The organism is Pseudomonas sp. 1176_21, assembly GCF_052850635.1.
In genome coordinates, this window is record NZ_VXCV01000003.1 from 336,370 (window position 1) to 356,923 (window position 20,554).

Sequence of the window (20,554 nt, forward strand, 5' to 3'; positions counted from 1 at the left end):
GGTGCCCTTGATCGAGAAAGGCCGCACCAGGTGCTGACGCGCCGCCGCACCTGGGCTAAGGTGCGCACCTTCGTTTGGCTGGAGCACAGGCATGACTGCCGCTGACAACAACCCGCTGCATGGCGTGACACTGGAACAGATCCTCACCGCGCTGGTGGCGCACTACCAATGGGAAGGGCTGGCGCAGCGCATCGATATCCGCTGCTTCAAGAGTGACCCGAGCATCAAGTCGAGCCTGACCTTCCTGCGCAAGACGCCCTGGGCGCGGGAGAAGGTCGAGCGCCTGTACCTGAAGCTGCAACGCGGTCGCTGAGCCGATGCCGGTGGCTGACCGTCGCATGGGCATCGGCCTGCTGGCGGGCCTTGGCTGGGCGGCGTTGACCATCCAGCTGTATCTGGTGCTGCTGGCGCGCTGGCAGGATCAGGCCAGCCTGCTGGGCGGGCTGGTGAATCTGTTCGGTTATTTCACGGTGTTGAGCAATACCCTGGTGGCCACGGTGCTGACCCAGGCGGCCTTTGGCCGTGAATCGGCGGCGCGGCGCTGGTGGCTGTCGCCCTGGGTGAGTTCCGGGGTGGCGGTGAGCATCGTGTTCGTGGCGCTGGCCTACAGCCTGTTGCTGCGTCACCTGTGGCAACCGCAGGGCTGGCAGTGGCTGGCCGATGAGCTGCTGCACGACGTGATGCCGGCGGCCTATGCGCTGTACTGGTGGTGGTGCGTGCCCAAGGGGCAGTTGCGTTTCACCCACCTGCTGGGCTGGCTGGTGTATCCGCTGGGGTACTTTGGGTATGTGCTGGCGCGCGGTCACGGTATCGGTTTCTATCCGTACCCGTTCGTCGATGTGGCGAGCCTGGGCTATGCGCAGGTGCTGCTCAATGCGCTGGCCATGCTGGGGGGCTTCATTCTGGTCGGCGTGCTGCTGATTCTCCTCGACCGCTGGCAGGGCAGGCGCCTGGCACGGGCCCAGGCGCAACCCTGAAGGTCGACGCTTATTCCTCGTCGTTGGGGTCCAGTCGCCAGTAGGCGGCCGCCTTGAGGTACGCCTCGTTCACGCCTTTCTCTTCCAGCAGCAGGCTCTTGGCCTTGCGCGTCAGCGCCTTTTCCAGGGCAACCCAGGCGTACAGCGTGCCCGACGGCAGGCTCAGGTCGCGCAACACCTGCAGCACGTCCTGCTGGTGGCGCCGTACCCAGATCACCTCGACCTGCGCCGTGCTGGGCAGTGGCTGGCGTTCCTGCTCGTCCTCGATTTCGATCACCGCCAGCACCTTGCGTCCGGCTGGCAACTCTTCGAGCCGGCGGCCGATGGCCGGGATGGCGGTTTCATCGCCCACCAGCAGGTAGCTGTCGAAGATGTCCGGCACCACCAGCGAGGCGCGTGGCCCGGCGATATGCAGGTAATGGCCGGGTTCGGCCTGGGCCGCCCAGGTGGAGGCGGGGCCATCGCCGTGCAGCACGAAGTCCAGGTCCAGCTCGCCGGCGGCCAGGTCGATGCGCCGCGGGGTGTACTCGCGCATGGTCGGTCGCACGTCGGTGGCGCCGGGGTTGTCCAGGGCCACCTGTTCTTCGGGGGAGCAGGCGAACATGAGTTTGACGTGGTCGTCGCTGCCGACGCTGAGAAAGCCCTGCAACTCGGCGCCGCCGAGGGTGATGCGGCGCATGCGCGGGGTCAGCTCGGTCACGCGCAGTACCTCGAGGCGGCGGCGCTTGATCTCGTGGTTGACGCGATGGATCGAAAGGTTGGGGCTGTCCGTCATTCGGAAGTCTCCTGGGTGGGGGTTGCCGGGCCGGCAACGATGGCTTTTGCGGTGTCGTTGAGCAGGGTGCGTACCCGCTCGATCTCTGCGGGGTTCCAGCGCCCGGCATGGATCTGCAGGGCATGGCGCAGGTTGTGGACGGCTTCGTGGATTTCCGGCGGACGGTCGTGCACGCGCATCGAGCGCTTGCTCACCTCGATGCGCGTGCGCACGCCGTCCAGGGCGATGGCCTGGTCGACCAGCGACTGGCGCCCGGCGTCGGTGACGCTGTAGAGCTTCTTGCTGCCGTGGACTTCGCCGCTGATCAGCTCGCTCTCTTCGAGAAAGGTCAGGGTCGGGTAGATCACGCCGGGGCTGGGGCTGTAGCCGCCGTCGAACTCGGCCTCGATCTGGCGGATCAGGTCGTAGCCGTGCCCGGGCTTTTCCGAAAGCATGGCCAGCAGCAGCAACTTGAGATCGCCGGGGGCGAACACGCGGGGGCCACGGTCGCCGCGTTCACGGCCGTGCCGGCGCTCGAAGCCGTCATGGCGCTCGCCGCTGTCGCGGTGGGGTGGGTGATGGTCACGCATGGACTGTCTCCTGTCTGCGTTGCGATGTATCTAAAGATATTACTCAAGATATATCTTAACGCAAGACATGGAGATGATTATTTTTCGCATTTGGCAGTGATCTGTTTCACCGGCAAGGCCGGCTCCTGCACGCAAGCGTGTGGTTGCTGCAGGCGGGCGAATGGCGTCAGGGCTTCGAAAGGTCTTGCGTTGCCACCAGCGGCGGCGTGCACAACGTGTTGCCCCCCGGCTGCAGGTATGGCAGCAGTATCGGCGCCATGCCCTTGAGCACCTGCACCGGCAACGCCGAGGTGAACTTGAATGCCTCGGCCGCGCGCCCCGGCACGAACGCCGTCAAGGTGCCGAAATGGTTGTCGCCCAGAAAGAACACGAACGTCGCGGTGCGGTTCAACGAACGCGAACCGATCAGCCGCCCGCCAGCACCGAAGCTCTCGATGCGGTTGTCCCCGGTGCCGGTCTTGCCGCCCATGGTCAGCAGGGTGCCATCGGGCAGCTTGAAGCTCCCCGACACCCGTCGTGCCGTACCGGCGTCCACCACCTGCGACATGGCCCCGCGCAGGGCCCGCGCCACTTCCACCGACAGTACCCGCTGGCCCCGGTCCGGGTCACCGGCCAGGCGCAGTTCATAGGGCGTGTCGGCGGCGAAGTGCAGGGTGTCGATACGCAGCACCGGCAGGCGCACGCCGTCGTTCTGGATGATGCCCACCAGCTCGGCCAGCGCCGCCGGGCGGTCGCCCGAGCTGCCGATGGCGGTGGCCAGCGATGGCACCAGGTGATCGAACGGGTAGCCCACGCGCTTCCAGCGCTGGTGAATGTCGAGGAACGCCTCGATCTCGACCATGGTACGGATACGGCTGTCACGGGCGCCCTTGTGCCGGCTCTTGAACAGCCAGCTGTAGACTTCCTGGCGTTCGAAATGGCTGGCCAGCACCGCGTCCTGAAAGCTTGCGGTGGGGTTCTTCAGCAGGTAGCCCAGCAGCCACAGGTCCAGCGGGTGCACCCGGGCGATGTAGCCCTGGTCGGGCAGGTCGTAGGTGCCCGGGCCGTAGGCGGCATACAGGCCTTCCAGACGCTGGTCGGTCAGTTGGTCCTTTTTCAGCGGTGGCCGCTTGGCCGCCCCTGGCTCGGCCTTCATGTGCGCGCGCACGAAGGCGTTGAAGGTGGCCTGGTCGGCCTCGGGGAACAGGTAGCGGTGCACGGCGGCCAGGCGGATCGGCGTGACCCGCAGGCTGTCGAGAAAGGTGTCCAGGCGTTCCTGGGAGGTCTTGCGCTGGTACTTCTTCCAGAACCGGCGCATGAAGTCGGTGCCCTCGCGGTCGGCGAAGCGGGCAAGGTATTCCTGGCGCCGCGGCTCGGCATCGTCCTTGAGCAACTTGCCGCTGTTGCCCGGTGCCGAATAGGTGCTGTAGCGCACCAGGTCGCGCATCAGGCGAATGAAGGGCAGGTTGATCGACTCGCGCAGGGCATCCTTGAGTGTCGGCATGCGGCCGTTGTCCTCGCGGCGAAAGTTGTTGAACACATGCATGCCGCCGCCGGTGAAAAAGGCTTCGCCGGGGCTGGCCGAATACTTGCGCTCCAGCGCCGCGTCGAGCATCGCGGTGATGTTGCGGTCCTTGTTGCGGGCCAGGTAATCCAGGGCCCAGCGGCTGATGAAGTCGGTGTCGGCCACCTCCACCTTGCTCAACTGGGCCGGGGTCATGTCGACGTACTTGTCGTGCAGCTCGGCGATGATTTCCAGGTACTGGGTCAGCACCCGCAACTTGGCGGTGGAGCCCAGCTCAAGCTTGCTGCCCTCGTTGATGTCGAACGGCTGGTCGGTGCTGTCGGTCTGTACCCGTACCCGCGAGCCGTCGGCGGTGCGTTCCAGTAGGGTGAAGCTGTAGCGCACCTGGGTGGTGCTGGTGGGGGTCAGCAGGCGTTCGCCAATCAGCCCCATCTGCGCCGCAAAGGCCGGGTCGGCGAGGCTCTTGAGGTACTCGCTGACCTGCCCCTGCAGGTCGGCCTGCAAAGTGCTGGTGGCCGACAGGTCGAGGCGGTCCAGGTCGTACAGCGGGCGCCCCAGCGCCGACGACAAGCGGCTGCGAGCCACGCTGATGCCCTTGTTGGTGACGATGGGCACGATGGTCGGCTGTGCCACCCAGTCGCGAAACACCACCTTGCTTGCCAGCGCGGCATCGGCCAGCGGGCGGTCGATGATGTTGTTGGCGGCCAGCAGGCGCACGTGGCTGTCGGTGAGGGTGGCCAGTTCGTTGCGACCCTTGGACAGAAAGTGCGATGGGCGGCGCTGGGCGATCATCAGCGACAGCACCTGGCGCAGCGCCAGGCCTCGTGCGGCCAGGCTGGCCGGGTCGCTGTCGGTACTGGCCAGGGTCTTGTTGACCTCGGCAAAGTCGGCGCCGTACCACACCCGCAGGCCCTCGGCCATGCCGTGCACTTCGCCGTGGCCGGGCACCGCCGACAGCGGCACGCTGTTGAGGTAGTCGCGCACGATGCGCTGGCGTGCGCCCAGGGTCTGCGGCCCGTCCTGGTAGGCGCGCACGCTGGCCGAAATCATCTGGCGCAGTTTCTCGCTGCCCGACACCGTGAGGCCATCGGGGGAGTGGCGGTATTTTTCCAGCTGCGTGGCCAGCGTGCTGCCGCCGGCCGACTGGCCGGGCAGGGCCAGGTGCTTGGCGACCTGACTGTAGGCGGCCATGGCGAAGCGCGGCCAGTCCACCGCCGGGTTGCTGCGCGGATCGGCGGGGTCGAGCAGGTCGCGGTTCTCGATGAACAGCAGGCTGTGCACGATCACCGGCGGGATCGAGGCGAAATCCGGGTACAGGTGCTGCGGGTAATGGAACTGGTACAGCGCGTCGCCCTTGCAGTCGGTGATCGACAGGCCGGCCTGGATCTTCTCGGCATAGGGCACGAAGAACCCGTGCTGCACATAGTTCATCAGCGCCGGCGAAAAACGCGCCTGCTCGACGATCACGTAATCGCGCTTGAACAGCCGCGGCAGAAACTCGCCCAGCGCGCTGTAGCCCAGGCGCTTGTCGAACGGGCCTTCGCCCGGGTAGATGACGGCATCGCTGGGGCCCTTGTGCATCGAATAGCTCAGGGTGGCGGCGAACTGGCTGAACTCGCGCGCCTGCAGGCGCGAGGTGTGCATTTCACGGGCGATCGCCAGGCCCAGCAGTACCAGGGCCCCCAGCACCAGCAGGCCGAACAGCCACCAGCCATAGCGCCGGCGGGGACGTTTGGGCAATGCGGGAGTATCCGGTTGTTCTGCGGCAGCCTGCGTCTTGTCTGGTTCCGTTTGCCACTGTGCGCCCATAGTGTTCAGCCCGGCTGCGTATGTTCGTCTCGCTTGCCTGAAGCTTAGACGCTGGTCGCAATTGATGAAAAATTTGTGGGTTGCCAGCGGCAGGTTCGCCAATCACGGCGCGAACATGCGCCTTTGGTGCAAGGTTGTGTTGCCCCGTTTTGGTGCTATGTTAGCCGCCCGGTTGACACCCGCACGGCCAAGCGCGGGTAATGCCACTCCGAATAAGCGGTAATTGCCGAGAGTTCTCGCCAAATATCGGGGTTTATATAGTGAAAAGCCCTGTAGCGGCCTTCCTATACTGCTCGCCCCTTTCGCTCGGCCGGTGCTCCGCGCCCCGGTCGACGTGCTTGCCCACAAGGTGAGCCCGGCGCGGCGAAACAGCAGCCTATCGGCGCTGTACAGCCTGCACGAAGGGTTATATCCAATAACAAAATGAGGTTGTATTCCTATGCCAGTCGGCAACCACCCTTCTCATGGTGAGACCGCCCAGGGCGGCCCACTCAAGCGGGAACTCGGCGAACGTCACATTCGCCTGATGGCGCTGGGCGCCTGTATCGGTGTCGGGCTGTTCCTCGGTTCGGCCAAGGCCATCGAAATGGCCGGGCCGGCGATCATGCTGTCCTACATCATCGGCGGCCTGGCGATCCTGGTGATCATGCGCGCGCTGGGCGAGATGGCCGTGCACAACCCGGTGGCCGGGTCCTTCAGCCGCTACGCACAAGACTACCTGGGCCCGCTGGCGGGCTTTCTGACCGGCTGGAACTACTGGTTCCTGTGGCTGGTGACCTGTGTCGCCGAGATCACCGCGGTGGCCATCTACATGGGCATCTGGTTCCCGGACGTACCGCGCTGGATCTGGGCCCTGGCGGCGCTGGGCAGCATGGGCGCGATCAACCTGGTGGCGGTGAAGGCCTTCGGCGAGTTCGAGTTCTGGTTCGCCCTGATCAAGATCGTGACCATCATCGCCATGGTGCTGGGCGGCATCGGCGTGATCGCCTTCGGCTTCGGCAACGACGGTGTGGCGCTGGGCATCTCCAACCTGTGGAGTCATGGCGGCTTCATGCCCAACGGCGTGACCGGCGTGCTGATGTCGCTGCAGATGGTGATGTTCGCCTACCTGGGCGTAGAGATGATCGGCCTTACCGCCGGTGAAGCGCGCAACCCGCAAAAGACCATCCCGCAGGCCATCGGCTCGGTGTTCTGGCGCATCCTGCTGTTCTACGTCGGCGCGCTGTTCGTGATCCTGTCGCTGTACCCGTGGAACGAGATCGGCAGCCAGGGTAGCCCGTTCGTGATGACCTTCGAGCGCCTGGGCATCAAGACCGCAGCCGGCATCATCAACTTCGTGGTGATCACCGCGGCGCTGTCGTCGTGCAACGGCGGTATCTTCAGTACCGGGCGCATGCTCTACAGCCTGGCGCAGAACGGCCAGGCCCCGGCCAGCTTTGCGCGCACCTCGCGCAACGGCGTGCCGCGCAATGCACTGCTGCTGTCGATCGGCGCGCTGCTGCTGGGCGTGCTGGCCAACTACCTGGTACCTGAAAAGGTCTTCGTGTGGGTGACCTCGATCGCTACCTTCGGCGCGATCTGGACCTGGGTGATGATCCTGCTGGCGCAACTGCGCTTTCGCGCCGGGCTGAGCCAGGCCGAACGGGCCGCGCTCAAGTACCGCATGTGGCTGTGGCCGCTGAGTTCCTACCTGGCCCTGGCGTTCCTGATCCTGGTGGTCGGCCTGATGGCCTACTTCGAGGAAACCCGCGTGGCGCTGTTCATCGGCCCGGCGTTCCTGGTAATGCTGACGGTGCTGTACCACGTGTTCAAGCTGGCGCCCAAGGGCGACAGTGAAGCAGTGGCGGCATCCAGCGCATCCTGATGTACACAACCCCGGCCCAGGCCGGGGTTTTTATGTGGCTGTACTGCCCCTTCGCCGGCAATGCCGGCTCCTGCAGGTGAGGAGTCGGCGACGTCGTTACGCCGCTTCGGCGTTGGGCTCGAAACTGTCTGCCCGCGCCATTTGCCACATCCGCGAGTAGAACTCGCCGTTCACCTCGCCGGTAAGCAGTTCACCCGGCTTGAGGAACACGTGCAGCTGCGAGAACAGCTTGATCTCGGTGGCCGACATGCGCCGCACCAGGTGCTTGGCCTCCAGCTGCGAGGGGTGATCCAGCCCGGCGGCGGCGAGCATCTCGGCCAGCGCCTTGAGCGTGTTGCGGTGGAAGCTGAACACCCGCTGCGCCTTGTCCGGCACCACCAGCGCCCGCTGGCGCAGGCCGTCCTGGGTGGCCACGCCGGTCGGGCACTTGTTGGTATGGCAGCTTTGCGACTGGATGCAGCCGATGGCGAACATGAAGCCGCGCGCCGAGTTGGCCCAGTCGGCACCGATGGCCAGCACGCTGGCGATATCGAACGCACTGACGATCTTGCCGCTGGCGCCCAGCTTGATCTTGTCGCGCAGGTTCAGCCCCACCAGGGTGTTGTGCACGAACAGCAGCCCTTCGCGCAGCGGCACGCCGATGTGGTCGGTGAACTCCACCGGCGCGGCGCCGGTGCCGCCTTCCTTGCCGTCGACCACGATGAAGTCGGGCAGGATGCCGGTCTCGAGCATGGCCTTGGCAATGCCCATGAACTCCCACGGGTGGCCCAGGCAGAACTTGAAGCCGACCGGCTTGCCGCCGGACAGCTCGCGCAGCTGGGCAATGAACTGCATCAGCTCGATGGGGGTGGAGAACGCGCTGTGGCGCGACGGCGAGATGCAGTCTTCGCCCATCATGATGCCGCGGGTGTCGGCGATTTCCTGGGTCACCTTGTGCTTGGGCAGGATGCCGCCGTGGCCGGGCTTGGCGCCCTGGCTCATCTTGATTTCGATCATGCGCACCTGCGGGCTGCTGGCCTGCTGCGCGAAGCGCTCGGGGTCGAAGCGACCGTCCGAGGTGCGGCAGCCGAAGTAGCCGCTGCCCAGTTCCCAGGTCAGGTCGCCGCCATGTTCGCGGTGGTAGGGGCTGATGCTGCCCTCGCCGGTGTCATGTGCGAAGTTGCCGAGCTTGGCGCCCTGGTTGAGGGCGCGAATGGCGTTGGCGCTGAGCGAGCCGAAGCTCATGGCCGAGATGTTGAACACCGAGGCCGAATAGGGCTGGGTGCACTGCGGGCCGCCGACGATCACCCGAAAGCTCTCGGGGTCGCTGAGCGGTGCCGGGCGCATGGAGTGGCCGATGAACTCGAAGCCCGACTGGTAGACGTCGATCAGGGTGCCGAACGGCTTGTCGGCGGTTTCGTTCTTGGCCCGCGAGTACACCAGCGAGCGCTGGGCGCGGGAGAAGGGCAGCGCATCGCTGTCGGATTCGAGCAGGTACTGGCGGATTTCCGGGCGGATGCCCTCCACCAGGTAGCGGATATTGCCCAGGATCGGGTAGTTGCGCCGCACCGCATGGCGGCTCTGCAGCAGGTCGAACAGGCCCAGCAGGCTGAGCAGGCCGGTGACCAGGGTGAAGGGCCACAGCCAGTCGTGGTGCAGGAACGGCAGGCTGGCGAGGGTGAACACGACACACGCGGCGAAGAAGGCATAACGGCTGAGGAGGGAGAGGCTCATGCGGGTTCCTTTTGCAGGCAATCCAAGACCTTATATCGAATGGGGGATTGGATGCCAGTGAACCCATCAAGACAGCGTCGCGGCCTTCGCCGGCAATGCCGGCTCCTGCACACACCGCAAAGCTTCGGGATCAGTGATGGACATCGCGCACCACCCGCTCACGCAGCGCCGCATCCTCCTGCACCCAGTACTGCGCCTTGCCCGCCACCCGCGCCGCTACCGCCACGCCGTCGCGGTACACCACCCGGTTGCCGCTCACCGCTGCCACCTTGCTGCCGGGCAGCAAGGTGCCCACCAGGTTCAGCGGGTCGCTGGCACTCACCGCCACCAGGCTGCCATCCAGCGGGCGCCTGCGTACTTCGCGCAATACGCCGATGGCCTCGGGCAAGGCGAACTGTTCGCCGGCCAGCCCGCTGATGAAGCGACCGCCACGGATCTCGCCACGCGCCTCCAGGCGGTGCAACGTGCGCAGCAGGTCCCGCCAGCTCGGCAGCCAGTCGGCCTCGCGTTCGAGCAGCCGCCAGCACACCACGCCATAGCGGCGCAGCAAGGTCAGGGCCACCTGTTCCAGGGCGTCCTCGGCCGGCGTGCCGGCGCGGCGCAGCAATGCCCAGCGCCCGGCGTCCTCCATGCCGCCACTGAATGCCCCGCGACCACGCCGATGGCTGCGTGCCTGGCGCTTGCTGGCCGGGGTGATCAGTGCACGCAGGCCGGCAAAGCTGTCGGCACTGATCTGCCCGGCCGCCACCAGTTCCTGCAGGGCTGTCTCCAGCTCGCTGGGCAACAGGCGTGCCTCGTCGCGCAGTTCATCGAAAAACAGTGCGCCGTGCTCGCTGAGCGCGGCCAGTACACGTTGCGCGCGGGGCGACGGTGCCGGGGCGTCGTCGGTGGCGGCCAGTGCTCGCCACAACCCCAGCCGCGCCCGTGGTAGCAGCACGACAGGGGTGCTGCGCAGGGTACTGGCCGCAGCCTTGCCCGAAGGGGCCAGGCGAGCCCACACGAACTTGCCGGCCCGGCAGGCATCGTCCAGCCACTGCCCACTGTAGTCGCGCAGCCGGCTCGGCAGCAGGTCGCTTTCCCAGGCCGAGGCCGCTGCGGCGAAGCCTTCCAGTTGGGTCAGCGCCTCGCCCAGCGCCGCCGGGCCCTCCAGCCGGGTGCCGGGCGAAAGGTGCTGCCAGTCGAACAGAAAGCGCATGAAGTCCTGCAGGCTGACCGGCTCGATTTCGCGGCGCAGGCGCTTGAGCGTGTAGCGGTGGATGCGCGCCAGCAGGTGGCGTTCGCACCATTGTTCAGGGGGGTGGCCCGGGCTGAAGTGCCCGCGCATCACATAGCCCTCGGCTTCCAGGCGCAGCATGGCCTGCTCGACCTGTGAGGGGCTAAGGCACAGCGGCGCGCCGATCTCGCTGCTGGTCAGCGGGCCGAAGCCGCTCAGGCGCGCGCGCAGCAGTTCCACGGCAGCACTGTCGGCATCGATGGGCTGATCGAACCCGGGCAATGGGGTGGGCGCCGCTTGCGGGTAGAGCGCCAGCAGCCACGGCAGGCGTTCGCGGGCCAGCCACAGGCCGCCACCCTGCGGCAACTTCAGGTGGCAGGCGCGTGCGCCGGCGGCCAGTTGCTGCAGCCATGCCAGCCAGCCCGGGTTGGCCTGCACCTCGGCATCGCACACGGCCGCCAGGCTCATCAGTGCCTCGTGCATTTCGTCGGTGCCGCCGGGCAACGGCCAGGCCTCGGCACGCACTGCGGCAATCGCCTGCGGATCCAGTGCGCCCAGGTCGTCGGCACTTTGCGGGTCGCTCCAGCGCCGGTTGAGCACGGCCTGGGTGCGCCGCTCTTCCAGCGGTGCGTCATCGAGAAAGGCGTATGGACGTGCATTCAGGATCGCCGCCGCCAGGGGCGAAGGCGCCGGCAGGTCGCGGCAGATCAGGCGGATGCGCTTGTCTTCGATGCGCCGCAGCAGGTTCAGCCAGCCCTCGCAATCCATCGCCTCGTGCAGGCAGTCGTCGAGGGTCTGCTCCACCAGCGGGTGGTCGGGAATCTCGCGCTCGCCGACGATGTTTTCCAGGCACGCCAGCTGGTCGGGGAACACGGCAGCGGTGAGGTCTTCGCTTTTCATGCGCTGGATCTGCGGGGCGACCTTGCGCCCGCCGGCATAGCGCGGCAGTGCCAGCGACACCCCGGCGTTCCAGCGCCAGCGCACGCCGAACAGCGGCGCATCGAGCACGGCCTGGGTCAGCAGGTGCTCGGCACTGGCGCTGGAAATGTAGCGCCACACCTCTTCCAGGGCAAAACTGTGGCCGGCCGACAGCGACAGGATCAGCGCATCCTCGCTGGCTGCCGCCTGCAACTCGAAATTGAAGGTGCGACAGAAGCGTTTGCGCAGTGCCAGCCCCCAGGCGCGGTTGATGCGGCTGCCGAAGGGCGAGTGGATGATCAGCTGGGTACCGCCGGACTCATCGAAAAAGCGCTCCATGATCAGCGTGTCCTGCGAGGGCAGGGCGCCGAGGGCCTGGCGGGTGCGGGCCAGGTAGTCGAGCAGTTGCTCGGCGCTGTCCGCGTTCAGCCCGAGCGTGGCGTGCAGCCAGGTCAGCAGCGGTTGCAGCTGGCCGCCGCTGGCATCCAGGCGCTGGTCGATTTCGGCTTGCAGGCGTGCCACCGCGAAGGACAGCTCGTCGCTGCGCCCCGGCGCCTCGCCCAGCCAGAAGGGGATGGTCGGCGGTTGCCCGTGGGCATCCTCCACCCGTACCTTGCCGGCCTCCACGCGCAGGATGCGGTACGACGCGTTGCCCAGCTGGAAGATGTCGCCGGCGATGCTCTCCACCGCGAAGTCTTCGTTCACGCTGCCGATGTTCAAGGCCTGGGGTTCGAGCAGCACGCGGTAGTCGGCGTTGTCCGGTATCGCCCCGCCACTGGTCAGGGCAGCCAGCTGGCTGCCGCGCCGTCCACGCAACTGGGCACTGACCGCATCGCGGTGCAGGTACGCGCCGCGCACGCCCTGGCGCCCGCTGTAGCCTTCGGCGAGCATGCGCAGCAGGGCCTGGTAATGCGCCTGGTCGAGATTGGCGTAGGGCATCGCGCGGGTGAGGCACGCAAACAGCGCCTGTTCGTCCCAGGGCTGGCAACTGACCTCGGCGACGATCTGCTGGGCCAGCACGTCCAGCGGTGCGTTGGGGATATGCAGCTCGTCCAGCTCGCCACGGCGCACGCAGTCGAGCAGGGCCACGCACTCGATCAGCTCGTCGCGGGTGGTGGCGAACACACGACCCTTGGGGGTGCCGTCCACCTGGTGGCCGGAGCGGCCAACCCTCTGCAGCAGCGCGGCAATCGAGCCAGGCGAGCCGATCTGGCACACCAGGTCGACCTCGCCGATGTCGATGCCCAGCTCCAGCGAGGCGGTGGCCACCAGCACCTGCAGCTCGCCGCGCTTGAGACGCTGCTCGGCGTCGAGGCGAAATTCCTTGGCCAGGCTGCCATGGTGCGCGGCCACCGCCTCGCGCCCCAGGCGCTCGCTCAGGTGGCGCGCCAGGCGCTCGGCCAGGCGCCGGGTGTTGACGAACACCAGGGTGGTGCGGTGCTCGCGGGCCAGTTGCGCGAGGCGATCGTAGACCAGCTCCCACACATCGTTGGCCATCACCGCGCCCAGTGGCGCGCGCGGTACCTCGATGGCCAGGTCGCGCTGGCGCGCATGGCCGATATCCACCAGGGCGCAGGGGCGCTGATGGCCTACCAGGTACTGCGCCACCCGCTCGATCGGACGCTGGGTGGCCGACAGGCCGATGCGCCGCAGCGGGCGCTGGCACAGCGCCTGCAAGCGTTCCAGGCTCAACGCCAGGTGGCTGCCGCGCTTGTTGCCGGCCACGGCGTGGATCTCGTCGACGATTACCGTGTGCACCGAGGCCAGGCCCTGACGCCCGGACGTCGAGCCGAGCAGCACGTACAGCGACTCGGGGGTGGTCACCAGGATATGCGGGGGCTGGCGGCGCATGGCCGCGCGTTCCTTCTGCGGGGTATCGCCGCTGCGCACTGCGGTGCGCAGGGTAGGAGTGGGCAGCCCGAGGGCGGCCAGTTCGGCGCTGATACCGGCCAGGGGGGCCTGCAGGTTGAGCTGGATGTCGTTGGACAGCGCCTTGAGCGGCGAGACGTACACCACCAGCGTCTGTTCGGGCAGCTCGCCGCCGGCGTGCAGGGCCTGGGTGAAGAGTTCGTCGAGGACCGCGAGGAACGCGGTGAGGGTCTTGCCGGAGCCGGTGGGGGCCGCCACCAGCAGCGATTGCCCGCTGCGGATCAGCGGCCACGCCTGGGCCTGGGCGGCGGTCACCGCGGCGAAACGGTGCTGGAACCAGGCACGGACGGCGGGGTGGAAGGCGTCGAGTACCGGGTGATTGCGGGCGGGCAGGTTCATCAGCTGTTTATGCGGCCGTTGCGCCCTGGTTGCAAGGGGCTTTCGTCAGGCTGCTGCGGCCGCTTCGCCGGCAAGGCCGGCTCTTACAAGGAATGCGCCGAACCTGTGGGAGCCGGCCTTGCCGGCGAAGCGCTCAGCAAGATTGAAAGCCCTGCGCCAGCATGTGATCCTAGCGCGCCTTCCCCGCCACGAGCCGCCTACCATGAGCAAAACCATCCGTATCGCCGCTGCCCTGTTGCTCGATGCTCAGGGCCGTACCCTGTTGGTACGCAAGCGCGGCACCCTGGCCTTCATGCAGCCTGGCGGCAAGATCGAACCCCACGAGCAACCCGTGGATGCCCTGGCCCGCGAGCTGTTCGAAGAGCTGGGCCTGCGCATCGACCCGCAGCAGGCGCAGTACCTGGGCCAGTTCAGCGCACCGGCGGCCAACGAGCCGGGTTTCGAAGTGCAGGCCGAGCTGTTTCAGTTGCACACCGACCTGACGCTTGAACCCGCAGCGGAAATCGAGGAAGCCTGCTGGGTCGACGCCCACCAGGTGGATGAGCTCGAACTGGCGCCGCTGACCCGCGACCTGATCCTGCCGCTGCACCTGCAACGGGCCGCGCAATGATCCCGCTGCACGAATGGCTGCTGTTCAGCGGCGCCGCGCTGCTGATGGTACTGACCCCCGGGCCGAACATGATCTACCTGATCTCGCGCTCGATCTGCCAGGGCCGCATGGCCGGCGTGACGTCGCTGATCGGTGTGGTGGGCGGGTTTCTGGTGCACATGACGGCCGCAGCTGTGGGCCTCACCGCGTTGTTCATGGCCGTGCCGCTGGGTTACGACCTGCTGCGCTGGGCCGGTGCCGGCTACTTGCTGTGGATGGCCTGGCAGGCGGTCAAGCCGGGTGCGCGCTCGCCGTTCGAGCCCCGTGAGCTGGCCCCTGATTCACCGGCGCGGCTGGTGACGATGGGGTTTCTGACCAGCGTGCTGAACCCCAAGGTGGCAGTGTTCTACCTGTCGGTGCTGCCGCAGTTCATTTCGCCCGAGCACGGCTCGGTGCTGGCGCAGAGCCTGACCCTGGGCCTGACCCAGATCGGCGTGAGCTTCACCGTGAACCTGCTGATCGCACTGTTCGCCGCCGGCCTGTCGGCCTGGTTCGCGCGCTACCCGCTGTGGCTGATGTTGCAGCGCTACGTGATGGGCTTTGTGCTGGCGGCCCTTGCGCTGCGCCTGGTGCAGGAACAACGCAAACTGGCTTGATGCTTGCCGCTTGAACCTTCAGCGCACCGCACTGACCCCATCCAGGGTCGAGAACGAGGTGTCCTTGGCGGTCAGCAGAAAGTCGCGCATGTACGGTGCATCGAGCATGTCGCTGCGCACTGCGGCGTACAGCGTGGCGAACAGGCCCTTTTCACCCAGGCGCTTGCCCTTCACGTAGCCGCGCGAGCTGTACTCGTGCAGGGCCCAGTGCGGCATGCCGCACACCCCGCGTCCGCTGGCCACCAACTGCATCATCATCACCGTCAGCTCGGCGGTGCGCACCTGCCCGGGCTCGATGTCGGCAGGCTCCAGAAAGCGCGTGAAGATGTCCAGGCGGTCGCGTTCCACCGGGTAGGTGATCAGGGTTTCCGTGGCCAGGTCCTGCGGCACCACGTAGGGCCTGGAGGCCAGTACGTGCTGGTTGGCCACCGCCAGCATCGCCTCGTAGGTGAACAGCGGCACGTAGGTGATACCGGTCAGCTCCAGCGGGTCGGAGGTCACCACCAGGTCCAGGTCGCCACGGGCCAGGGCCGGCAGCGGGGCGAAGGCGAAGCCCGAGGCCAGGTCCAGCTCCACCTCTGGCCAGGCATCGCGGAACTGGTCGATGGTGGGCATCAGCCACTGGAAGCAGCTGTGGCACTCGATGGCCATGTGCAGGCGCCCGGCAGTGCCGCCGGCCAGGCGCGCAATGTCCCGTTCGGCGCCGCGCAGCAGCGGCAGGGTGGCGTCGGCCAGTTGCAGCAGGCGCAGGCCGGCGCTGGTGAAGCGGATCGGCTTGGTCTTGCGGGTGAACAGCTGCATGCCCAGGCGTTCTTCGAGTTCCTTGAACTGGTGGGACAACGCCGACTGGGTCAGGTGCAGGCGCTCGGCGGCCTCCACCAGGCTGTCGGCTTCGCGCAGGGCGTGCAGGGTCTTGAGGTGGCGAATTTCCAGCACCAGGGTGCTCCATGAACAGAATTTGATGGATGAGACAATTCGTTGAGTTTGTCTCATGTTGACGATGCTGTCGACCGCCCGGCAGTTGTCATCAAACGGTCACCGATCTGTGGCAGCGCGCCGGCATGAACTTCATCAGACTCGCGCTTTACTGGCGAACTGCACTCTGGTGTTTCTTTCATGCGGGCAATCCTGTTTCTGGTGGCGCTGTGCAGCGCCTTTTCTTCGTTCGCGGCGCCTCGCTGCGACATCACTTCAGCTATCCGATACGCCGAGGCGGGGCCGGTCAGCCTGGCCTATCAGAGCATCGGGCGTGACAGCGACCCGGCCCTGCTGCTGGTCATGGGCCTGGGCGGCCAGTTGATCCACTGGCCCGACGAGGTGGTACTTGCGCTGTGCCAGCAGGGCTTCAGGGTGATCCGCTACGACAACCGCGACGTCGGCCTGTCGCGCTGGAACCAGCCCCCCGCCCAGGCCAATCTGACGGTCGAGGCGCTGCGCTACCGGCTCGGCCTGCCGGTGGCGGCGCCCTACAGCCTGAGCGACATGGCCGCTGATGGTCTGGCGCTGATGGATGCGCTGCACGCGCAGCGCTTTCATGTGCTGGGGGTGAGCATGGGTGGAATGATTGCCCAGCACCTGGCGGCGATGGCGCCCGAGCGGGTCGAGAGCCTGACCCTGATCATGTCCAGTTCGGGGGCGCAGGGGCTGCCGGCGCCTGCGCCGGCGCTGGTTCGGCAGTTGGCCCGGCGCGGTGCGCCGAATCGCCAGGTGGCCCTGGAGCAGCAGGCCGACCTGCTGGCCGCGCTGGGCAGCCCGCAGGTGCAGGATGATCGCCAGGCCCTGTTGCAGCAGGCCGCCACCGCCTACGACCGGGCCTTCAACCCCGAAGGCGTGCAGCGCCAGGTCATGGCCATACTTGCCGAGCCCAGCCGTGTCGAGCTGCTCGACAACCTGCGGGTACCGGCCCTGGTGGTGCATGGCACGGCCGACCCGCTGTTGCCGGTGATGCACGGCGTGCACCTGGCCGCGCACATCCAGGGCAGCCAGCTACGCCTGATACCGGGCCTGGCGCACCGCTTCCAGGAGCCGTTCAAGGCCCCGCTGCTGGCGGCGGTACTGCCTTATCTGAAGGCGCACCGCGAAGAGCTGGGCCATCTGGCCCAACGCTAGTGCAGGCGCACCCATACGCTGACCAGCACGGTGGCGGCGATCAGCCAGGCCACTGCCGCCAGCGCCAGTGACAGCTCCAGGCGCAGGCGGTCGACCAGCACGTACAGCGCGGCCAGGTACACGAAGTAGGGGATGATCGACCACATGCCGAACACGATGGTGGCCTTCAGGTCCTCCAGCGAGCGGCCCTTGCCGATGATGTAGTGGGCAATCAGGGCAAAGGTGGGAAACAGCGGCACCAGCCCGGCCACGTAGTAATTGCGGGTCTTGGCCAGGGCCGCGATGATCAGCACCACCACGGCGCCCAGGCAGGCCTTGAGAATCATGTCCATCGAACGCTCGCTCAGGCCAGGCCGTATTTTTTGACTTTGTCGAACAGGGTGGTCTTGGCCATGCCCAGCTCCTGGCTGGCCTGGCTGAGGTTGCCGCCGGTGCGCTGCAGGGCGTCGCTGAGCAGGTTGCGCTCGAAGGCCTCGACCGCCTCGGCAAAGCCCAGGCTCTGCGCCACATTGGCGCCGGCCTTCTTGAACGCCGGCAGGCCCAGGGCGTGGCGCTCGGCCACGTTGCGCAGCTCGCGCACGTTGCCCGGCCAGTCATGGGCCATCAGGCGCGACAGGGTCTGGCTGTCCAGCGGCGGTGCCTCGCGGTCGAAGCGCAGGGCCGACTGCTGCAGGAAGTGCTCGAACAGTTGCAGGATGTCTTCGCGGCGCTCGCGCAGCGGCGGCAGTTCCAGGGGCACCACGTTGAGGCGGTAGTACAGGTCGCTGCGAAACTGGCCGGTCTGGCCGAGGGCATCCAGGTCCGATTTGGTGGCGGCGATCACCCGGCAATCCACCGCAATGCTCTGGTTCGAACCCAGGCGTTCCAGGGTGCGCTCCTGCAACACGCGCAGCAGCTTGATCTGCAGGTTGAGCGGCATGCTCTCGACTTCGTCGAGAAACAGCGTGCCGCCGTTGGCGTGCTCGATCTTGCCGATGCGGCGCTTGCCGGCACCCGTGAAGGCGTTGGCCTCGTGGCCGAAGATTTCGGTCTCGAACAGGTTCTCCGGCAGGCCGCCGCAGTTCAACGCCACGAAGGGCTGGCTCTGGCGCCGGCTGAAGTCGTGCAGGCAGCGCGCGACCAGCTCCTTGCCGGTGCCGGTCTCGCCCTCGATCAGCACGTTGGCCGAGGTATCGGCGACGTTGGCGATCAGCTCGCGCAGGTTCTGCATGGCCGGCGAGCGGCCGATGATGCGCCCCTCCAGAGTGCTGCGCTCGGCCAGCTGGCGGCGCAGCGAGAACACTTCGCGGGCCAGGCCGCGCTGTTCCAGCGCCCGGCGCACCACATCCACCAGGCGCTCCGGCGAGAAGGGCTTTTCCATGAAGTCGTAGGCGCCGTTGCGCATGGCGCCCACGGCCATGTCGATGTCGCCGTGGCCGGTGATCAGCACCACCGGCAGGCTCTTGTCGCGGGCCTTGAGGCGGCTGAGCAGTTCCAGGCCATCGATGCCCGGCAGGCGGATATCGCTGACCACGATGCCGGCGAAATCATCGCCGATGCGCTCCAGTGCCTGTTCGGCACTGCCGACGCCTTCGCAGGCGATATCTTCCAGGGCCAGCGCCTGCTGGCACCCGAGCAACACATGCGGATCGTCTTCGACGATCAGGACGGTAAGGGGCGATGGGGTCATAGGGACTCGGCAGGTTCAGTGGGGGCATCGACCAGCGGCAGGCTGAGCACGAACGCGGTACCGCCGCTGGCGGGGTGTTCGACGTTCAGGGTACCGCCGGCTGCAGCGGCGAGGCTGGCCGACAGGGTCAGGCCCAGGCCCAGGCCGTGCTCGCCCGGTTTGGTGGTGAAAAACGGTTCGAACAGGTGCTTGCGCGCTTCATCGTCGATGCCATGGCCGTTGTCGCGCACGCGCAGGCGGTACTTGTCGCCCACCAGCTCGCCTTCGAGCCAGAGTTGCGGCAGCGGCACCGCGGCCATGGCATCCAGGGCGTTGCCGATCAGGTTGACCAGGATCTGCTCCAGGCGGGTCTGGTCGATGGTCAGTTGCTGGTCGGCGTACTCGAGGTGCAGTTTCAGGTGACAGCCCTCGATGCGCGCATTGAGCAGTTGCAGGGCGGCGGTCACGGCCTTTTCCAGCGAGGCCTGGCCACGGTCGTCGCCGCGCCGGGCGAACGAGCGCAGGCTGGCGGTGATACGGCCCATGCGGTCGATCAGTTCGTTCATGGTCAGCAGGTTGGCGCTGGCGGTTTCCAGCGCACCGCGCTGCAGAAAGCGCACGGTGTTGCCCGACAGGGTGCGCAGCGCCGCCAGCGGCTGGTTCAGCTCATGGGCGATGCTGGTCGACATCTGCCCGATGGCCGCCAGCTTGCCGGCCTGCACCAGTTCGTCCTGGGCATGGCGCAGGGTCTGCTCGGCGTGCCGGCGTTCGCGGATCTGGCCCTTGAGGCGTTCGTTGCTGGCACGCAGGTCGGCGGTGCGCTCGGCAATCTTGCGTTCGAGCTGGTTGTTGGCTTCTTCCAGCGCCTCGCGGGCGGCCAGGCGGGTGGCGATCACCTTGCGCCGCTCGTTCCAGGCTATCAGCAGGATCGCCAGCAGGGCGAAGGCCACGGCCACCAGCACGCCCTGGATCATCGATTCGTGGCGCAGGTCCTGCAGCGGGGTCAGCAGGGTGAAGTGCCAGGGCGTGTCGCTCAGGCGCCGGGTCTGGGCCAGGTAGGTGACCTTGCGGTTGCTGTCGCCCAGTTCGGCATTGGCCGGAAAGGTCAGCTTCTCGACCCCGTCGGCGAGCTTCTCGCGCGCCAGCGGCTGCAGTTCGTTGAGCGGGAACCAGTAGTACTGCAGGCTGCGCGCCAGGCGCTCCTTGATTTCCGGGGTCAGCGGGCGCACCGACTTCAGCCGCCGCGCCGGGTCGCTGGAGAGGATGATGATGCCGTTCTCGTCGCTGACGAAGGCTTCCAGGCGGGCTCGCTGCCAGCGCTCTTCGAGCGCTTCCAGGCGCACCTTGATCACCGCCACGCCGATGATCTTGCCGTGTTCCTCCAGGCCATGGGCCAGGTAGTAGCCAGGTTCGCCGGTGGTGCTGCCGATGCCGTAGAAGCGCCCGGGCTGGCCGCGCACGGCATTCTGGAAATAGGCACGGAACGAGAGGTCTTCGCCCAGGTAGCTGTCGACGTCGCGCCAGTTGCTGGTGGCCTGCACCCGGCCGGTGGTGTCGAGCACATAGATGGCGCGGCTGCGGCTGCGCCGGTTGAGCCCTTCGAGGTATTCGTTGACCGCCTGGCGCTGGTCGCCATCGGTGGAGTTCAGCAGGCTGGAGACGCTGTCTTCGAGTTCCAGCAGGCTGGGCAGGTAGGTGTACTTGCTGATCTCGCTCTCGACCGCGCGGGCATGCAGTTCAAGCTGACGCTCGCCGGTCTCGCTCAGGGTGCGGATGCCGTTGTGCTCGCTGATCAGGTAGCCGATCACACCCAGGCCGATCATCAGCAGCAGGACCAGTGGGGGCAGGAACAGGTGGCGGATCAGGCGAGGTTTCACGGCAAGGTCAGGCTTGGCTGGGCGAAAGAGCGTGGGATCGCATTTCATCACAGTGGCCTTGTCAC

At 67.0% G+C, this 20,554-nt stretch carries 15 protein-coding genes; 6 read left to right on the plus strand and 9 right to left on the minus strand.

Features of this window, described 5'->3' with window-relative positions:
• The first annotated feature begins 91 nt into the window (after positions 1-91).
• The gene (locus FW760_RS09670; RefSeq protein ID WP_043862005.1) at positions 92-313 is read left to right on the plus strand and encodes a VF530 family protein; all 222 of its coding nucleotides are present in this window, start codon (positions 92-94) and stop codon (positions 311-313) included.
• Positions 314-338: 25 nt separating this feature from the next.
• Positions 339-977, plus strand: coding sequence for a Pr6Pr family membrane protein (locus tag FW760_RS09675; protein ID WP_371920447.1), 639 nt, complete (start codon positions 339-341; stop codon positions 975-977).
• A 10-nt stretch (positions 978-987) separates the two neighbouring features.
• Here FW760_RS09675 and FW760_RS09680 read toward each other — a convergent pair whose 3' ends face one another.
• The 3 genes from FW760_RS09680 to FW760_RS09690 form a co-directional block, all read right to left on the minus strand.
• The gene (locus FW760_RS09680) at positions 988-1,752 is read right to left on the minus strand and encodes a siderophore-interacting protein (protein ID WP_116052175.1); all 765 of its coding nucleotides are present in this window, start codon (positions 1,750-1,752) and stop codon (positions 988-990) included.
• Positions 1,749-2,321 carry a PadR family transcriptional regulator gene (locus FW760_RS09685; RefSeq protein WP_054914759.1) on the minus strand — a complete coding sequence of 191 codons (573 nt, stop codon included), beginning with the start codon at positions 2,319-2,321 and terminating at the stop codon, positions 1,749-1,751. The genes FW760_RS09680 and FW760_RS09685 overlap by 4 nt, the downstream gene beginning before the upstream one ends.
• A gap of 166 nt (positions 2,322-2,487) precedes the next feature.
• Positions 2,488-5,634: a transglycosylase domain-containing protein gene (locus FW760_RS09690; protein WP_088515478.1), complete on the minus strand. Its 3,147-nt coding sequence runs from the start codon at positions 5,632-5,634 to the stop codon at positions 2,488-2,490.
• Between the two features lie 439 nt (positions 5,635-6,073).
• Here FW760_RS09690 and FW760_RS09695 point away from each other — a divergent pair, with 439 nt between their 5' ends.
• On the plus strand, positions 6,074-7,498 hold the full coding sequence (locus tag FW760_RS09695; protein ID WP_043862000.1) for an amino acid permease: 1,425 nt from the start codon (positions 6,074-6,076) through the stop codon (positions 7,496-7,498).
• Between the two features lie 96 nt (positions 7,499-7,594).
• Here FW760_RS09695 and FW760_RS09700 read toward each other — a convergent pair whose 3' ends face one another.
• Both FW760_RS09700 and FW760_RS09705 read right to left on the minus strand, forming a co-directional pair.
• Positions 7,595-9,211 (minus strand): FMN-binding glutamate synthase family protein, encoded by a 1,617-nt coding sequence (locus tag FW760_RS09700; protein ID WP_054914757.1) that lies wholly within the window; start codon positions 9,209-9,211, stop codon positions 7,595-7,597.
• Between the two features lie 130 nt (positions 9,212-9,341).
• Entirely contained in the window at positions 9,342-13,610 is a 4,269-nt protein-coding gene (locus FW760_RS09705; protein ID WP_116052174.1) for a DEAD/DEAH box helicase, read from the minus strand.
• A 202-nt stretch (positions 13,611-13,812) separates the two neighbouring features.
• Here FW760_RS09705 and FW760_RS09710 point away from each other — a divergent pair, with 202 nt between their 5' ends.
• Both FW760_RS09710 and FW760_RS09715 read left to right on the plus strand, forming a co-directional pair.
• Complete coding sequence (locus FW760_RS09710; protein ID WP_116052173.1) at positions 13,813-14,220, plus strand: NUDIX hydrolase; 408 nt, start codon at positions 13,813-13,815, stop codon at positions 14,218-14,220.
• Positions 14,217-14,855, plus strand: a complete 639-nt coding sequence (locus FW760_RS09715) for a LysE family translocator (protein ID WP_054914755.1) — start codon at positions 14,217-14,219, stop codon at positions 14,853-14,855. The genes FW760_RS09710 and FW760_RS09715 overlap by 4 nt, the downstream gene beginning before the upstream one ends.
• Before the next feature lie 18 nt (positions 14,856-14,873).
• On the opposite strand, the gene metR is transcribed toward FW760_RS09715, so the two are convergent.
• Positions 14,874-15,791: a transcriptional regulator MetR gene (gene metR / locus FW760_RS09720; protein ID WP_043861995.1), complete on the minus strand. Its 918-nt coding sequence runs from the start codon at positions 15,789-15,791 to the stop codon at positions 14,874-14,876.
• Positions 15,792-15,971: 180 nt separating this feature from the next.
• Between metR and FW760_RS09725 the strand changes: the two genes are divergently transcribed.
• Positions 15,972-16,964 (plus strand): alpha/beta fold hydrolase, encoded by a 993-nt coding sequence (locus tag FW760_RS09725; RefSeq protein ID WP_104572022.1) that lies wholly within the window; start codon positions 15,972-15,974, stop codon positions 16,962-16,964.
• Here FW760_RS09725 and FW760_RS09730 read toward each other — a convergent pair.
• From FW760_RS09730 to FW760_RS09740, 3 genes are read right to left on the minus strand one after another with little or no spacing between them, the layout of a single operon-like run.
• Positions 16,961-17,287, minus strand: coding sequence for a GlpM family protein (locus tag FW760_RS09730; RefSeq protein WP_173925076.1), 327 nt, complete (start codon positions 17,285-17,287; stop codon positions 16,961-16,963). The two genes, FW760_RS09725 and FW760_RS09730, sit on opposite strands and share 4 nt — an antisense overlap.
• Positions 17,288-17,307: 20 nt before the next feature.
• Complete coding sequence (locus FW760_RS09735) at positions 17,308-18,633, minus strand: sigma-54-dependent transcriptional regulator (RefSeq protein ID WP_446443758.1); 1,326 nt, start codon at positions 18,631-18,633, stop codon at positions 17,308-17,310.
• Positions 18,630-20,537, minus strand: a complete 1,908-nt coding sequence (locus FW760_RS09740) for a sensor histidine kinase (protein WP_043861991.1) — start codon at positions 20,535-20,537, stop codon at positions 18,630-18,632. Before FW760_RS09740 ends, FW760_RS09735 begins: the two co-directional genes overlap by 4 nt.
• Positions 20,538-20,554 lie beyond the last annotated feature (17 nt).